The sequence below is a fragment of the Pseudoalteromonas sp. SWXJ133 genome (assembly GCF_015864365.1).
Taxonomy (GTDB): Bacteria; Pseudomonadota; Gammaproteobacteria; order Enterobacterales; family Alteromonadaceae; genus Pseudoalteromonas; species Pseudoalteromonas arctica.
Map to the genome: position 1 here is coordinate 71,491 of NZ_JADYXJ010000014.1, position 15,836 is coordinate 87,326.

Genomic DNA, 15,836 nt, shown 5'->3' on the forward strand with positions numbered 1-15,836 from the left:
GTGAATAATACAAGCATACCTAAATTATCTGGGATTGATCATTGCCATTTAAATGTTGATAACTTGGTTGATGCCGTTAAGTGGTATGAGCGTGTTTTAGGTTTTAGTGTAGTACCCGAGCTTGCCTTTTGGGATGAGGACGGACGCGGCCCTTTAACACTTGAAGATGCGAGTTCAACAACTCGTTTAGCACTTTTTGAAGGAGAGGGGCGTAGTAAAGGGATTGCATTTTTAGCCAGCGGGGATCAATTTATACAGTGGCTCAATCATTTTGAGAGTTTAAATATAAAAGTAGTTTTAGCAGATCATGGTGTAACGTTTTCTATGTACTTTAAAGATGAGAGTAGCAATAGCCATGAAGTTACGTCACATGACTATCGTTATATAAAGTCTTACTACCCAAATGTTGAGCTTGGCTCTCACAGCGCTAAAAAGAATTAGCTTTCTTGATTTGCATTTTTTATAGCAAGAATATCGTCTAAGTTTTTCACAAATAGTTCGATTAGAGCGGGATCAAAATGAAGTCCTGCTTGCTCTTGCATATGCAAAACTGTTTTCTCTACACTCCATGCCTCTTTATAAGGGCGTTTTGAAGTCAGAGCATCAAAAACGTCAGCAACGGCAACAATTCTTCCTTCGACGGATATATCCTCACCTTTTATACCATTTGGATAGCCTGAACCATCCCATTTTTCATGGTGTTCAATTGCAAGCGTATGCGCAAGTTGTAATAAAGGAGAAGATGAGTTTGCTAAAATTTGTGCACCAATTAGAGCATGCTTTTTCATATGCTCAAATTCTTCGTTGGTTAAGCGCCCTGGTTTTAATAAAATAGCATCGGGGATACCTATTTTCCCTACATCGTGCATTGGTGCCGCTTGGCGTAGTAATTCAGCTTGGTGTTCTGGCATCCCTAGCGCTAACGCTAATACTTTACTGTATTGACTCATGCGTACTATGTGCTCACCAGTGTCGGTATCTTTATATTCAGCAGCGCGGCCAAGACGTTGTACTAAATCTACATGTGCTTGTTTTAATTGCTCTGCTTGCACTAGCGACAAGTGAGTTTTAACTCTAGCTCTTACAATAGCAGGGCTTATTGGCTTAGTAATATAATCTACGGCACCTAACTCAAAACCTTTATATTCATCGCTTTCATCACCAAGTGCAGTTACAAAAATAATTGGGATGTGTGATGTTTTAGGGTTGCCTTTAACTATTTGACATACTTCAAAACCATTCATATCTGGCATCATTATGTCTAGTAAAATTAGCTTTGGTAGTTCTTTTTCAAGTAGTGCCAATGCGGCATCACCCGATTTAGCAAACGACATACGATATTGATTACCTAACACTTCGCGCATTACTTTTAGATTTGCAGGCTCATCGTCAACAATTAATACTCGTGGCCTATCTGTCGTAAAATCCATTAATTAATACTCATTGTTTGTTAGTTTTTCAAGTAAGGTTTCTAGTATTACGTGTGCTTTATCAAAATCAAATTCGTCAAAGGCTTCGGCTATAGCATTAACTTCATTTTTATAGATTGAAGGTATGCCGCGTTGCAGTTTTGCTAGTAGCTCATCATTTAATTCTGCATTTTGTGCATCTTGATAAAGCGTCTTACACAATGACTTAATTTCATCAATTGATAGCGTATCTGAACTACTATCTTCAGGCTTACTACTTGGCTTATCGCAAGTATTTGATGACAGCAGTTGTGAAATGACAAGTAACTCGCTTTTTATATCGTCTAAAGTACTAATAACTTTAGCGTCACTTTGCTTTCTTTCTAAATCGGTTAATAACTTCATTAATGTTATTAGGCCTAAGTTACCAGCAACACCTTTAAGTGTGTGAATGGTGCTATCGACATCTTTTATGTTTGATAATTTATCACTGAATAATGTTTCTAACCGTTTATTACTGTCACTAATAAATTTAGTAATCTCTGTAAGTTGCTTACACTTAGAACCCCAAAGGGCTAACCCTTTTTCAAAATCTATATGCTGCACTTTAGGATCGCTTTGCGATATAACTATTTCTTTTGCAATACCAAGACCAAGCACTTGTGCTATTTCTTGGTTTAGCTGATTTATATCGACGGGTTTGTTTGCAAAGCCATTCATGCCTGCTTTTTTAGCTGTAAGCTTATCTTGTTGTAATACACTGGCTGTGAGCGCGATAATTGGCGTGTATTTAATTTGTCTTTGGTTTTCTATTGCTCTTATTTTTTGTGTTGCCTCTATGCCATCACACAATGGCATATGTATATCCATTAAAATGACATCAAAGTCTTGTTCTTCAAATACTTTAATCGCTTCAAGTCCGTTAGATGCCTTGGTAACTGCATGCTGATCGCGTGATAGGAGTAAAGAAAGTAGTTCTGTATTTTGTTCTATATCGTCAACTACTAACACCCTAAGTGCAGGCAGTTGGGTGTGTAGACCATCAAAATGATCTATTTTAGTTTCGTCACCTAAAGTAAGAGGCAATGAAAAGTAAAAGCAGGTGCCTTTACCTAGTTCACTTACTAAGTTTATTGTTCCGCCCATAAGTTCTACAAGTTGTTTGCTTATGGTAGTACCAAGACCTGTACCACCAAAGCGGCGAGTAGTAGTACCATCGGCTTGTTCGAAAGGTTGAAATACTGCTTGAATACGATCTTTTGCAATACCAATACCGGTATCTTGCACTTCAAAAAACAGATGCTGATTTTGTGTTATACCAACGGTTACGGTAACAGAGCCTTTTTCGGTGAACTTAATAGCGTTACCAATTAGGTTGGTGAGTACTTGTCTGAGTCGATCTGGGTCGCCGTAGTACGTCGTACTTACAGATTCTTTAATATGGAGTTTAAGTTCTAAATCTTTCTTTTTAGCTTCTAACCAAAAAGTAGAGATAATACTGTCTATTACTGGTTTTAAACTAAAGTGCACTGGCTCAATGGTGAGCTTACCACGTTCTAGTTTCGCAGAATCGAGTATCTCATTTAACAATCTAAGTAATGAACGCGCTGCATTATTTACGATAACTAAATGCTTTTGCTGTTCTAGATCAAGTGGAGTGTCCATTAATAAGTCGCTGAAACCTATTATAGAATTCATAGGTGTGCGTATTTCATGGCTCATATTAGCCATAAAAGATTGCTTTGCATGAGCTGCTTCTTCAGCTTTAAATTTAGCTTGCTCTAGTTTTTCTTCATATTCCTTACGCTCAGTAATATCAACTAAAACACCATCAATCCACTTTGCTTGGCCTTGGGTATCAAAGTCGATGCTGCCTTTATCTAGGAGCCATAATATTTTACCATTTCTGTGGCGAATCCTGTATTCGATTGAATATTGACGTTTTTCTTCTACGGCTTTTGTGACGGCATCAACAATAGATTGCTGATCTGACTTTAAAATTAGATCGTTAAATTCAATGCAATGTTCAGTAAATTCATTGGGGTTATAACCCGTTAACTCATTGATACTTGGACTAATAAAAAGCATGGTCCAGTTATCATCAAACTTACATCTGAAGGCCACACCTGGCATGTTATTCATTAAAGATCGATACTTTTGTTCTTTTTCTTCAAGGTTCCTTTGCAAAGCTCGTTGCTCTGTTAAATCTGTAATAAAACCAACAAATAACGGGTTTTGGCCAGACTGATTTACCTGACCAATACCTAAACGAATAGGAAATAAATGCCCATCTTTGTGCTTTGCACAGACATCTCGATTTATACCTATTACTTTACCTAAATCAATATTATGCGCGTTTGAGAGGTAGCCATCATGGTATTTTGCAATGGAGTCATCCATCAGCATTTTCACGTTTAGGCCTTGTACTTCATTTTCGTACCAACCAAATATTTTAGTTGCTGATTCATTAAAGCTCAAAATAATACCTGTATGGTCGATTGTTACAATACCATCAATGGCTGTACCTAAAATTGCGTTTAAGCGAGACTCGTCAGCTGACTTCTCTTCAAGTAACATTCGGTAGCGAACCATGCCATTTATTACAGCAACAACGCTAGTGATTGCAATTGTTGCTGTTGCTACAGAAATAGCAACAAAAGTAAGGCCCGCATTAGCGTTTACATCATCGTAAATAAGTGGAGACGTTGCAACAAAACGTGTTGCAGCCATCCCCATGTAGTGCATACCTGCAACAGCTAAGCCTAAAATAGTTGCACTAATTAAATTATTTTGTACTGGTGTCAGATCTGAAAAAATACGTTCGAGATTAAAGCGACTGTATAAAGCAATAAAAGAGAGAAAAATAGCCACTATAATTGACAAACCAAACATGAGTGGATCGTATCGAAGAAGAGGGGCAAGCTCCATTGCTGCCATACCACTGTAATGCATAGTGCCAATACCAGCGCCAAGCAACACGGAACAAATTGATAATACTTTTAAGTTACCATTACTGTTTACAAGCATTGATACCGAATACTGGCAAGCAATTAACGCGGGCAAAAAAGACACGAGTGTAATAGTTGGATCATAACTAATGTTGGTACACAGTGAAAACGCGAGCATACCAATAAAATGCATGCTCCAAATACCGGCTGAAAAAACAATAGCAGCTGTTATATTTGCTAAACGTTGATAACCAGGAAACTTAGTTTTTTTTGCTAAATCAATGAGGCGGGTAGTAAAAAAAGCTGCAAAAATAGCTATCAACACAGACATGGAAACTAAAACAGGATCATAAACGCCATTAATAATTAAGCTTGGGTCTTGGTCAGTAATAAAAAAAGCTGATAACATAATGGCTCAAAATATAGTCTTTATTGAATAAGTTTAATCTAATTTACTAGTAAATAAACAATTATTTCATTGAACCACTATGAAAAACACTTTTATAACTATATGTTATCTTTTGTTTAGCAAGTAGTATTTCTTTAGTCGTTGTTTTTTATTTTAATATGGTGTTATTACAATACTAAAATATATTAATGTGTCTTTGTTTTAGTATATGTAGGGCTAAATTGTATTAAAGTAGTGGGTTAGTGAGTTTATTGTGGCTAATAGCTTTTTAGCAACTTTATCTTAATTGCAAAGTGGATAATTTTTATCTGCACTAAAATAGTTTATGAGAAATTAAGTGTTTGAATATCAGTTAAAGAAAAGTGTTAGACGAAAAACAGTTGCTATAAAAGTACATAAACGAAAGGTGACCGTGTATGCACCAAACTTTGTCGCAAAAAAGCAAATTGATACTTGGTTATTTGATAAGCAAAAGTGGGTTGCAGAGCAATTAAAAAAACAATTTTTAATTGAGGACACTAAGCAATATCCTTTTGAATCTAAAAAAATCAGTGTTTTTTCAGAAACTATTTATTTGAAACTGGACTCAGGCCAAGATTCCAAAGTAACCCCGTATGATGACCACTTACTTATTACAATATCTCCTCGAGTTAAAAACACTTATCAAAAGTATCGACAGTTATTAGAGAGTTATCTTAAAGAGCAGCTTATTGCATACATAGAGATGCGTTTAGCGTATTTCTGTACTCAAATGGGTGAAGAGTTACCAAATGATTTAAAAATAGCTGTTTATAAACGAAAGTGGGGGAGTTGTAATAGCAAGCGAGAACTCACTTTTAATTTACATCTTATAGGTGCTCCTTACCACGCTATAGATTATGTGATTGTTCATGAGCTTGCCCACTTAAAGTATTTAAATCATAGCAAAGCTTTTTGGCAGCGAGTAGAGGCGTTTTTCCCCGATTACAAAACATCATCTAATTGGTTAAAACAAAATGGTATGAGTTTACAATGGGTGTTTTGATGTTACTGAATATAGGAATATAGGAATATAGGAATATAGGAATATAGGAATATAGGAATATAGGAATATAGGAATATAGGAATATAGGAATATAGGAATATAGGAATATAGGAATATAGGAATATAGGAATATAGGAATGCTAGAGAAGTGGTGGAGGGAGCTGGATTCGAACCAGCGAAGGCTGAGCCGTCAGATTTACAGTCTGATCCCTTTGGCCGCTCGGGAACCCCTCCACACTAATTTTATTGCATTTGGCCCCACTTAACTTAGCGGTAAGAAAAGTGGTGGAGGGAGCTGGATTCGAACCAGCGAAGGCTGAGCCGTCAGATTTACAGTCTGATCCCTTTGGCCGCTCGGGAACCCCTCCAATGCAACGGCGCTGATAATAGCAAATTGCGTATTTAAGTAAAGAAAAAAGCTAAAGAAAATTGAAATAAAGCCGATAAATATCTATCAGTTACCACAATCGGCTAAAGACTATGCAAATAGATGATTTGTTAATCACAGAGAGTCAGTTAAACAGTAGACTCAATAATAGTGTGCATGAAAATCGTCGTGGCGAATTTGCACTATTATTAGCGATGCTGTCACATGACGCACTCGACTTTAGTCAATTTCATTTACCAAAAACTGAAATAGATAATTTAGTTATAGAAGAAGAGGCATTAAGAAAGCAATTTGGTGCAGGTCCAAAGCAACTTTTGGCCCCTGATGAATATAATATGTTGATTGGACAATTTAATGCATCATTTATATCTCAAGAAGGAGCGCGCTGTGGTATGGCAAGTATTAAGCTAAGACAATGCTTAAGCCCTGAACCACTTGCGATTAGAAATGATGATAAGCATATTTCACTTAATATAATAGATAATTGTGAGCTTGCTGTCAGAAGAAGAATTAAAAGCGAGCAAACGCAACTAGCTAACCTTCCTATAGATACAGCTGCTTTTTACGACAGCCTTAATAATGATGCATTACATCAACCACTTCAGCTCATTGCGGTGTGATATATGATTGTAATAATCATCAGTTAATATATGCTTCATAACGGGTCTGCTTTATATATATTGCTAATAATTGATTTAATGAAAAAAAAGCATCCAAAAATTAAATGCAATTGCTATAATGGCGTCAAATGGTATGACATGAAATGCCATTATCATTAAACCAAGGTAATTAGGAACGTAATGAAGAAAACATTCACGCTAAATCACGAGAAAATCAAATACCCTCGTATGGTTGATGCTGCAAAGCACGAAGTGAAAAAATATTTGAAAAGAGAGCGTAATAAAACGCTACCTGAAGATGCTGACTATTGGGCATTTGACTGTAAGTTTGGTAACACAGCTGAAGATGCGCAAGTTGTGCACGTTGCTGAATTAAGTAACCAAATTGGCGAGATTGAAAAGCAAGGTTTGACCTCTTTCTATGTAGAGATTTTAGCTCGACCTGCTCAACGTCAACAGTTAGATTTAGATGATGACGAATAACACATAATTTAATTAAGTGTTTGAAGTTTTAAAATGAGCCCAAGTGGCTCATTTTTTGTTTTTATATCTTAAAAATTTGCAATAAATCATTTTTATTGGCTAGTTTAGTAGAACTAGCTATTGCTAACATTTGCATAACAAAATGGGGTGTTATAGGGTGTATTTAATTAAAAAAATAAAACAGTTGTACTATGCCGATAAATTACTCTGACCATCAATTAAAATTAAGCTTAAAGAACTCTAAAGTACTTGTAGTTGACGATCAGTTATTAAGCTTAATTGTATTAAAAAAAATATTATCTGAGCATTTTAATGTTATAACCGCTGGAAGTGGTGAAGAGGCGATTGAAATTTGTAATGTAGACGTACCCGATATAGTACTGCTCGATATTAATATGGGTGGAATGAGCGGTATTGAAACATGCCTAAAATTAAAAAATAATACTGAGACACAAGATACCCCGGTTATTTTTGTTACATCATTTGAAAATGAAGAAGAAGAGTGTTGGGAAGCCGGAGCTGTTGATTTTATTAAAAAGCCTATTAAGACAGAAACTTTATTTAGAAGAGTTCGTGCGCATATAACGTTAAAATTACAGCACGACTTATTAAATCAAAAAGTATTTCTAGATGATTTAACACAAGTGTTTAATCGTCGTTATTTTGATGCGCATTTTAATAAAATGGAACGAAGCGCCTTGCGAGAAAAGGTCGACTATGCGCTCTTACTCATCGATATAGATTACTTTAAGCAATACAACGATATTTATGGTCATGTGCAAGGTGATAAGGTGTTAAACCTTGTCGCACAAACTATTACAAATAGTTTGCAAAGACCAGCCGATTTTGTAGCTCGTTATGGCGGCGAAGAGTTTGTGGTTGTTCTGCCTCATACAAGCACTGAAGGTGCTATTTGTGTTGCTGATAAAATCAAAAAAAATATAATTGATTTAAAAATCCTTCATGAATATTCAGAGTACGGGTTTGTTACCATTAGTATTGGCGGTTCCACGTTACAACCTTACGAAAGTAATAAAAATACTTTGCAAATTGCAGACGAAAAAATGTATGAGTCCAAAATGCAAGGTCGTAACCAAGTGTGTTTTTAAGCTTAGCGAGCCAATAAGACTTGTTGATACTTAAAAACACCTTATAGGTGATAAATAATCAAATAAAATTATTACACGCTATGACATTTTTTGTACTTTTTATTGCTACCGCATGGGCAGTCATCATTTCTGCCCACTTTAATATCTTCAACAGGATATATAATGCCATCTAAATAACGCCATTGAGTATTTTCTTTAATAAACTGCGATTTTTCGTGAAGTTCACAAAATAAGTTTTGACAAAAATATTGGGCTTTAAATTCTACATTGCCAGTATCGTCATCATGGCTTGACCCAATTACATCAAGATTTATAAATCGACAGCTGTTAGCAAAATCATTGATTTCTTTAACCGGATTTTCAGCTTGTTTTTCCTTTGCGTAGGTTTGATAAACATATTCTGCATTTTTAATAACATAAGCACTGAATCGTGAGCGCATAAGTTGTTCAGGAGAGTTAGCTTGCTTAACAGATAAATGAAGCGGCTCGCAGCAATCGGCATAATTGTGCCCACTGCTGCAAAAACATAATGTGGTATTGAGTGAAGTCATAATAATAATACAAAGTCTAAAACATCAGTTTAACAAGCTTATTGGGCGAGTGATATCTCTGTTGTTTGAGACTTTTTAGTAAAACAGTATAGTTTTGTATTCGTTTTACTTAAATCGAACGATAAATTAGTCAGTAGTTGGTTATTAACTATATCGGTCCAGGTAATTACCGCTGCAAAGTTTCCGTTATGTAATGCAGAATTTAATACATACTCTAAATTTACTAGGTGCTTCTGTCTAATAACAAGTAATTTACTTGTATCAATAGAGCATGAGTCAAGTAAAGCTTTGCTCGGTACATGATCTGGAGCAATTAGTAACGTCCATGCATTAGAGCGATTGTATTGGTGTAATACTTTTAAAAGCTCAAAGGTCGCTGAAATTTCATCTTCAATTTGAATCAAATTCACGCAATCGCTTTGCTCATCTTGTTGGTAACTTTTAACTGTTCTTACGGTAATAGGCTGTAACATAATTTCACTCACTGGGTTTTTATACAGTATTTATATACAGTAGTTTATACAGTGCTTTCGTGCAAGCCTTTTATGCTATTTATTTGTACAGTTATTCAGCTTTTGATCATTGTTTTTATTTTTTAATTTATAATTCGTTATTAATCAGCTTGTTATAGGGTTGTTTTTGAGAGGGTATTTTCAAAATAAATTATTGAGTAATTTCTTCATTTTGAGATTTTATACTGTATAGGATTATCTTTGTAACCATATACAGTACTTCTACCATAGTTAGCTTATGTGTTTTCACTCGTGCGAGGGATCATATGAGAAAACTGGAGTTGGTGGATTTGTTCGTACAAACTTGCTGCATAACATTGAGCATCTTTAAATCGCTTAGTTTCGATATGTTTGCGTATATCTGTAACCGCTGCTGCGGCAGGTGCGTACCCTTGGCTACTTGCTAAGCTTAACCAAGCTACAGCATGAAATACACTTTGTGGCACGCCTTCACCTTTCACAAAAAATAAACCTAAATAAAACTGTGCTCTATGGTTTCCTGCCATTGCAGCAAGTCGCATCCATTTTGCAGCCAATGGAGCTTGATTATTTTTTAAATAATATAGGGCTTTATTTAAAATACTTTGCTCATCTTTTTTATTATCAACGGGCACAGAGGTATTTTCTGGTTGAGTAACAAAACCTAAAATATTATCTAGCTGTTGCTCTAAGTCTTGCTCACAAGGTGTTGTTTTAAGCATATGGGTTCATTTATTATTTTAACTGCTTTAATAGTTTAGTACAAAGCAAGGTGGAATGTCCTGTAAAAGTTAATTTTTGTGCTAAAATTCCGCCACTTTTTACTATCACAAGTTTATTATGTTCGAAGCCTTATTTAAACTGAGCGAAAATAATTCAACAGTTAAACGCGAATGCGTTGCTGGTCTAACTACCTTTATAACTATGGTATACATTGTATTTGTAAACCCGGCTATGCTTGCAGAGGCAGGGATGGATCAAGGGGCTGCATTTGTAGCGACATGTATAGCAGCTGCGATAGGCTGTTTTATAATGGGTTTATGGGCTAATTATCCATTAGCATTAGCGCCTGGTATGGGACTAAATGCCTTTTTTACTTATGGTGTCGTATTAGGAATGGGTTATACCTGGCAAGCCGCGCTAGGGGCTGTATTTATGTCGGGTTGTATATTTTTGTTTTTAAGCTTATTTAAAGTCAGAGAGTGGATTATTAATGCCATACCTCTGGTGCTTAAGCGAGCAATCGCAACGGGTATAGGTGCTTTTTTAGCATTAATTGCGCTTAAAAATGCAGGTATTATTGTCTCAAGCCCGGCAACATTAGTGCAGTTGGGCGATATTACTTCTCCTGGACCGTTATTGGCTATATTAAGTTTTTTTGTAATTGCAGCGCTTTTATACCGCGATTTTAAAAGTGGCGTGCTTATTAGTATTCTATTAGTGACTGGCATTGCTTTAAGTTTGGGGCTTGTTGAATATCACGGTGTTATGGCTATGCCACCATCAATAATACCTACTTTTATGCAGCTAGATTTTGCAGCCGCTTTTGATATATCAATGATGAGTGTTATTTTTGCTTTCTTGTTTGTCGATCTTTTTGATACTTCAGGTACATTAGTTGCGGTAACTCAAAAAGCAGGTTTAGCTGATGAAAAAGGTAACATGCCTCGTTTAGGGCGCGCATTAAGTGCTGACAGTTCAGCAACTATTGCAGGTGCGATGTTAGACGACTACATCGTATATAGAATCGGTTGCTGGCGTATCTGTTGGTGGACGTACTGGCTTAACGGCTGTGGTTGTAGGTATTTGCTTTTTACTAATGATGTTTTTTGCACCGCTTGCACAAATGGTACCCGCTTATGCTACGGCAGGTGCTATTTTATATGTCGCCGTACTGATGCTGCAAAATTTAAAGTTTGTAAACTGGGATGATATGACCGATGCAATTCCTGTCACTGTGGTACTACTAATGACACCATTAACGTTTTCGATTGCGCACGGTATTGCACTTGGTTTCATATCTTATACGGCGGTTAAAGTCTTGTGCGGTAAGCAAGATCAAGTCAGTATTAGTGTTTGGATATTAACAGCCTTGTTTGTTTTCAAGTTTGCATTTTTGTCTTAATGGCTAACAAAAAATACAAAAAAAGCCTGCATGAATTTTAATTCGTGCAGGCTTTTTTAATACTTATTTTTTAGTAAAAAAACGCTACCATTTCTTTTTAGGAGCAAACAGTATGTCTAAGTCGTCTTGCTCTTCTTCTGTTTTCTTTTTAAGTGCGCTTGCATTAGAGGCTCTGAGATCAACACTTATAGCTTCTAAGTAACCTTCTATTTCTTGATACTTAGATGTTATATATTCATCAGAGTAAGTGACTGCATTAAGCGTTGCGCGTGCTTTTTCAAAATATTGCCTAGCAGAACCAACCATACTTGCTGAGCGAGCAGATAGACCTCGTTTTATTTGATTTTCAATATTAATTCGTAGTTGAAGTTTTTCGAGACGCTTATCTTCAACTATAAAAATTTGGCTATCTACACGACCTTTATTATGTTCTGAGCGAAGAATAGCGCGTAATCTTTTAATGCCTTGAATTAAACTTACCAGCTGCTTGTCATTATTAGGCAAAGATAGAACTTCGTTATTACTACTTTGTACAGGGTTAGATAAATGTGTTTTTGCTTCGCTAAGACGGCTCTTTAATGCTTTAGAATTTGGCGAATTGATAACCATAGTGTTGAGTGCTTCATAAATACGGCGTTGTAATGCGCGCACTATGTTTTCAGATAGTGGTATGTTTACACTATTCATTAGTGCTTCTTCGGTTTCATCAAGTATAGCTTTTTGTTTTGTTAGTTCTTTACGACGTTCAGCTTCTTGTTTTTCTTTATATTGCTGTACAGCACTTACCCAAAGTGCAATCACAATCAATGCAACTATAAGCACTATTATAATAGAAACGATCATGGTGTAATTCTCAGATGTATAACCTAATTTTTTAATCTTACATTAAATATACGTTAACAGGGTAGCTTTGCGCTGATTAACTTAAAAAATATGCTAAAAATTGATAGATTAAGTATTTTATAAACTTCAGTAAGCCTGAGAACTTATAAACTTTAGCGGGATAATCATCGCTACCTGAAGCATATTTATTATGCTAGCCTTGAGCTCTAATCAGATAATTGCATACCTAAAGACCTAAAGTACTATTTTACGTAAATAACACTTGGTTTTAAGCGGCATTGCCTTTATAAATAATATGAATAATAACGTTAAAATTTGCAGCCATGAAATTACAACAACTCAGATACATCGTAGAAGTACAAAATCATAAATTAAATGTTTCAGCGACTGCTGAGAGTTTATTTACCTCGCAGCCAGGAATTTCTAAACAAGTACGCATGTTAGAAGATGAGTTGGGTGTACAAATTTTTGGTCGCAGTGGTAAACATTTAACGCATGTAACTGGTGCCGGCGAAGATATAATTAATATTTCTCGTGAAATACTCTCCAAAGTAGAAGGTATTAAAGCCGTTGCTAATGAGCATACGTTACCTGATCAAGGTAAGTTGAATATTGCCACAACACATACCCAAGCTCGTTATGCTTTGCCTAACGTTATTCAAGGGTTTATGAAAAAATACCCTGCGGTATCGCTTCATATGCACCAAGGTACTCCACAGCAAATATCGGATGCTGCAGCACGCGGTGATGCCGATTTTGCTATTGCAACAGAAGCACTGCATTTGTATTCAGATTTAGTTATGCTGCCTTGCTACCATTGGAACCGCAGTATTGTTGTTGCTAAAGACCATCCGCTCGCTAAGAAGGCAAATAGTTTAACTGTGGCTGATATTGCTCAATATCCACTCATTACATATGTATTTGGTTTTACGGGCCGCTCAGAGTTAGATAAAGCGTTTAGCGCACACGGGCTCGAACCACACATTGTATTTACCGCAACCGATGCTGATGTTATAAAAACATACGTACGACTGGGTTTAGGAGTTGGTGTTGTTGCTTCAATGGCGATAGATCAAGTGAGCGATACCGATTTAGTGTGTATTGATGCAAGCCACTTATTTGAAGCTAGCACGACCAAAATTGGTTTTAGAAAGGGCAGCTTTTTACGTACTTATATGTATGATTTTATCGAACGTTTTGCACCGCATTTAACTAAAGAGCGCGTGGAGCGAGCAAGCTTATTACGTAACCAAGATGACGTAGATAAGCTATTTGCAGATATAGAGTTACCCGTTAAATAATGTCACTACATTAAACGAATAATAAAAAAGCCGCCTATTTTAAAAATAGGCGGCTTTTTCTTTTTATAGCGAGCTGATTAACATTCGATAATATTAACAGCCAATCCACCGCGAGCAGTTTCTTTATATTTGGTTTTCATATCGTTACCAGTTTCAAGCATGGTTTTAATCACTTTATCAAGCGATACCTTTTGCTCGCCACTGCCACGTATAGCTAAACGTGAAGCGTTAATTGCTTTAATAGCGCCCATTGCATTACGTTCAATACACGGTACTTGTACTAAGCCACCAACAGGGTCGCACGTTAGGCCTAAATTATGTTCCATACCAATTTCTGCTGCGTTTTCTACTTGCACAACATTGCCACCAACAATTTCTGTTAATGCGCCTGCAGCCATAGAGCACGCAACGCCCACTTCACCTTGGCAACCTACTTCGGCACCCGATATAGAGGCATTCTTTTTATATAAAATACCAATGGCAGCAGCCGTTAATAAATAACGCGTGGCTATATCGCGGTCTACTTCTTTCACAAATGTGTGATAGTACATAAGCACAGCCGGTAAAATACCCGCAGCACCATTAGTTGGTGCGGTAACTACACGACCACCTGCCGCATTTTCTTCGTTTACGGCAAGGGCAAATAAATCAACCCAGTCCATTGCACGGAGCGGGTCGTTACTGACCTCTATATTTAGTTTTAAGTATAAGCTGGGCGCACGGCGTTTTACTTTTAAGCCGCCAGGTAAAATACCTTCGGTGCGCATACCACGGTCAATACAAGCCATCATTACTTTCCAAATATGGAACAATGTGTCTTTTACTTCGTCTTCAGTGCGCAGTGTTTTTTCGTTTTTCATCATCAAGGTAGAAACACTAAACCCAGACTCTTTACACATCTCTAGTAGTTCTTTTGCGCTACCAAATGGGAAGGGGGCTGGATTTTCTTCTCTAATATCGAGGGCCGCCTGTTTTTCGTTTTCAAACTCTTCGTCGGTAACAATGAAGCCACCGCCAATAGAGTAATATACTTTGCTGTAAATTTTTTCGCCGTTGTTTGAGGCGATAATTTCCATTGCATTAGAATGCTTAGGCAGTGTTTTACGACGATGGAAAACAATAGCACCTTGTTTTGGAAACTTAGCTTTGTGTGTTTTGTTTAGATAAATAACCTGATCTTTTTCAATGGTCGCTAAAATATCGTCGACTAAATCGGCATCAATTGTTTCAGGATCGTAACCGGCTAAACCAAGAATTACGGCTTTACCCGAGCCATGGCCAACACCTGTTTGACCAAGAGAGCCATAAAGCTCTACTTTAATATCGGTAACATTTGCTAATAATTGTTGTTCTTGTAGGTCATTAACAAATAAGCGTGATGCGCGCATTGGGCCAACGGTGTGTGATGACGAAGGGCCAATACCAATGCTAAACATATCAAATGCACTGATCATAATGTGTGTGTCTCTACTTTGTTTTATCAGCATGAAGCTGCTCTTTGAACGGTCGAGCATGATAACGTGGAATTGTGATTGTGTAACTACTAATAACGAAGATTTAAACTGGTAAGGCGAGTTGTTTTGTAAAGTTTTTTATAATGCTTGCAGTCGCACCCCAAAGTAAACCATGCGGCGTTTTAAAACCTTGCAAAATAACCGTTTTCCCAAATCGTTGAAAAGGTAAGGGTTGCCAATTAGCTTCGTTATTTAACTCAGTGACAGAGAGCAAAAAGCTCGCTTGTACTTCATTATAGTCATTTTCCCAGGTGGTGTTTTTTTTGAGTAAACCCACATAGGGGCTAATACTAAAACCCGTTAAGGTTGAATACTCAGGTAAGTGACCTAATACATTAACGTTGCTTTGGGCAATATTTAGCTCTTCTTTTAGTTCGCGAAGTGCTGTGGTGCGAAGGGTAATGTCGCTTACTTCAAACTTGCCTCCGGGCAAACAAATCTCCCCAGGGTGATGGTGTAAATAAGTAGGGCGTTTACACAGTAAAATATGTGCATGGTTATCTATATCAATAATTGGCAGCATAACAGCGCTAGCGCGTTTTTTACGTGTGTCTTTTAACTGGTTTGGCACAGCTGTAGGGCTTAACAAAAAGCGCGCCATAATGTGTTCACTATTCAAAG

14 protein-coding genes, 2 tRNA genes and 1 pseudogene are annotated in these 15,836 nt (G+C 36.8%); 7 read left to right on the top strand and 10 right to left on the bottom strand.

The features are described from left to right. A complete protein-coding gene (locus I6F40_RS11935; protein ID WP_197192971.1) occupies positions 1-441 on the top strand; it encodes a VOC family protein in 441 nt (146 codons plus the stop codon). Here the strand turns inward: I6F40_RS11935 and I6F40_RS11940 are convergent. After that, positions 438-1,430: a response regulator gene (locus I6F40_RS11940; RefSeq protein ID WP_166379063.1), complete on the bottom strand. Its 993-nt coding sequence runs from the start codon at positions 1,428-1,430 to the stop codon at positions 438-440. The two genes, I6F40_RS11935 and I6F40_RS11940, sit on opposite strands and share 4 nt — an antisense overlap. Before the next feature lie 3 nt (positions 1,431-1,433). After that, positions 1,434-4,766: an MHYT domain-containing protein gene (locus tag I6F40_RS11945; protein WP_197192972.1), complete on the bottom strand. Its 3,333-nt coding sequence runs from the start codon at positions 4,764-4,766 to the stop codon at positions 1,434-1,436. A gap of 337 nt (positions 4,767-5,103) precedes the next feature. On the opposite strand from I6F40_RS11945, the gene I6F40_RS11950 reads away from it, so the two are divergent. Beyond that, positions 5,104-5,790 carry a M48 family metallopeptidase gene (locus tag I6F40_RS11950; RefSeq protein WP_331460306.1) on the top strand — a complete coding sequence of 229 codons (687 nt, stop codon included), beginning with the start codon at positions 5,104-5,106 and terminating at the stop codon, positions 5,788-5,790. A gap of 149 nt (positions 5,791-5,939) precedes the next feature. Here the strand turns inward: I6F40_RS11950 and I6F40_RS11955 are convergent. Next, positions 5,940-6,024 (bottom strand) — tRNA-Tyr (locus I6F40_RS11955). 49 nt (positions 6,025-6,073) lie between these two features. Next, a tRNA-Tyr gene (locus tag I6F40_RS11960) sits at positions 6,074-6,158 on the bottom strand. 112 nt (positions 6,159-6,270) lie between these two features. On the opposite strand from I6F40_RS11960, the gene I6F40_RS11965 reads away from it, so the two are divergent. The 3 genes from I6F40_RS11965 (at position 6,271) to I6F40_RS11975 (ending at position 8,390) form a co-directional block, all read left to right on the top strand. Further along, on the top strand, positions 6,271-6,798 hold the full coding sequence (locus tag I6F40_RS11965; protein WP_166379089.1) for a VC2046/SO_2500 family protein: 528 nt from the start codon (positions 6,271-6,273) through the stop codon (positions 6,796-6,798). Between the two features lie 180 nt (positions 6,799-6,978). Further along, the gene (locus tag I6F40_RS11970; protein ID WP_002961433.1) at positions 6,979-7,281 is read left to right on the top strand and encodes a DUF6172 family protein; all 303 of its coding nucleotides are present in this window, start codon (positions 6,979-6,981) and stop codon (positions 7,279-7,281) included. Positions 7,282-7,472: 191 nt separating this feature from the next. Further along, positions 7,473-8,390 carry a GGDEF domain-containing response regulator gene (locus I6F40_RS11975; protein ID WP_166379091.1) on the top strand — a complete coding sequence of 306 codons (918 nt, stop codon included), beginning with the start codon at positions 7,473-7,475 and terminating at the stop codon, positions 8,388-8,390. 71 nt (positions 8,391-8,461) lie between these two features. On the opposite strand, the gene I6F40_RS11980 is transcribed toward I6F40_RS11975, so the two are convergent. From I6F40_RS11980 to I6F40_RS11990, 3 genes are all read right to left on the bottom strand, one after another. Next, entirely contained in the window at positions 8,462-8,941 is a 480-nt protein-coding gene (locus I6F40_RS11980; protein WP_197192973.1) for a YchJ family protein, read from the bottom strand. Between the two features lie 38 nt (positions 8,942-8,979). Continuing rightward, the gene (locus I6F40_RS11985; RefSeq protein ID WP_197192974.1) at positions 8,980-9,414 is read right to left on the bottom strand and encodes a SulA-like leucine-rich domain-containing protein; all 435 of its coding nucleotides are present in this window, start codon (positions 9,412-9,414) and stop codon (positions 8,980-8,982) included. A 275-nt stretch (positions 9,415-9,689) separates the two neighbouring features. Then, positions 9,690-10,154: a tetratricopeptide repeat protein gene (locus I6F40_RS11990; protein WP_197192975.1), complete on the bottom strand. Its 465-nt coding sequence runs from the start codon at positions 10,152-10,154 to the stop codon at positions 9,690-9,692. A gap of 118 nt (positions 10,155-10,272) precedes the next feature. On the opposite strand from I6F40_RS11990, the pseudogene I6F40_RS11995 reads away from it, so the two are divergent. Next, a pseudogene (locus I6F40_RS11995) lies at positions 10,273-11,557 on the top strand (NCS2 family permease). A gap of 84 nt (positions 11,558-11,641) precedes the next feature. Here I6F40_RS11995 and I6F40_RS12000 read toward each other — a convergent pair. After that, positions 11,642-12,400, bottom strand: a complete 759-nt coding sequence (locus I6F40_RS12000) for a hypothetical protein (RefSeq protein ID WP_166379099.1) — start codon at positions 12,398-12,400, stop codon at positions 11,642-11,644. A gap of 323 nt (positions 12,401-12,723) precedes the next feature. Between I6F40_RS12000 and cysB the strand changes: the two genes are divergently transcribed. Then, the gene (gene cysB, locus I6F40_RS12005; protein ID WP_002961670.1) at positions 12,724-13,701 is read left to right on the top strand and encodes an HTH-type transcriptional regulator CysB; all 978 of its coding nucleotides are present in this window, start codon (positions 12,724-12,726) and stop codon (positions 13,699-13,701) included. Positions 13,702-13,778: 77 nt separating this feature from the next. On the opposite strand, the gene I6F40_RS12010 is transcribed toward cysB, so the two are convergent. Together I6F40_RS12010 and I6F40_RS12015 are read right to left on the bottom strand one after the other, a co-directional pair. Next, positions 13,779-15,155, bottom strand: coding sequence for an L-serine ammonia-lyase (locus tag I6F40_RS12010; protein WP_024590992.1), 1,377 nt, complete (start codon positions 15,153-15,155; stop codon positions 13,779-13,781). A 103-nt stretch (positions 15,156-15,258) separates the two neighbouring features. Then, entirely contained in the window at positions 15,259-15,834 is a 576-nt protein-coding gene (locus I6F40_RS12015; RefSeq protein ID WP_166379101.1) for an NUDIX hydrolase, read from the bottom strand. Between the last annotated feature and the right edge of the window lie 2 nt (positions 15,835-15,836).

What these genes read in the sequence shown, in the direction of transcription:
- I6F40_RS11940 (WP_166379063.1), bottom strand. Translation starts at nt 1,430, where the DNA reads ATGGATTTTACGACAGATAGGCCACGAGTATTAATTGTTGACGATGAG.
- I6F40_RS11945 (WP_197192972.1), bottom strand. Translation starts at nt 4,766, where the DNA reads ATGTTATCAGCTTTTTTTATTACTGACCAAGACCCAAGCTTAATTATT.
- I6F40_RS11965 (WP_166379089.1), top strand. Translation starts at nt 6,271, where the DNA reads ATGCAAATAGATGATTTGTTAATCACAGAGAGTCAGTTAAACAGTAGA.
- I6F40_RS11970 (WP_002961433.1), top strand. Translation starts at nt 6,979, where the DNA reads ATGAAGAAAACATTCACGCTAAATCACGAGAAAATCAAATACCCTCGT.
- I6F40_RS11975 (WP_166379091.1), top strand. Translation starts at nt 7,473, where the DNA reads ATGCCGATAAATTACTCTGACCATCAATTAAAATTAAGCTTAAAGAAC.
- I6F40_RS11980 (WP_197192973.1), bottom strand. Translation starts at nt 8,941, where the DNA reads ATGACTTCACTCAATACCACATTATGTTTTTGCAGCAGTGGGCACAAT.
- I6F40_RS11985 (WP_197192974.1), bottom strand. Translation starts at nt 9,414, where the DNA reads ATGTTACAGCCTATTACCGTAAGAACAGTTAAAAGTTACCAACAAGAT.
- I6F40_RS11990 (WP_197192975.1), bottom strand. Translation starts at nt 10,154, where the DNA reads ATGCTTAAAACAACACCTTGTGAGCAAGACTTAGAGCAACAGCTAGAT.
- I6F40_RS12000 (WP_166379099.1), bottom strand. Translation starts at nt 12,400, where the DNA reads ATGATCGTTTCTATTATAATAGTGCTTATAGTTGCATTGATTGTGATT.
- cysB (WP_002961670.1), top strand. Translation starts at nt 12,724, where the DNA reads ATGAAATTACAACAACTCAGATACATCGTAGAAGTACAAAATCATAAA.
- I6F40_RS12010 (WP_024590992.1), bottom strand. Translation starts at nt 15,155, where the DNA reads ATGATCAGTGCATTTGATATGTTTAGCATTGGTATTGGCCCTTCGTCA.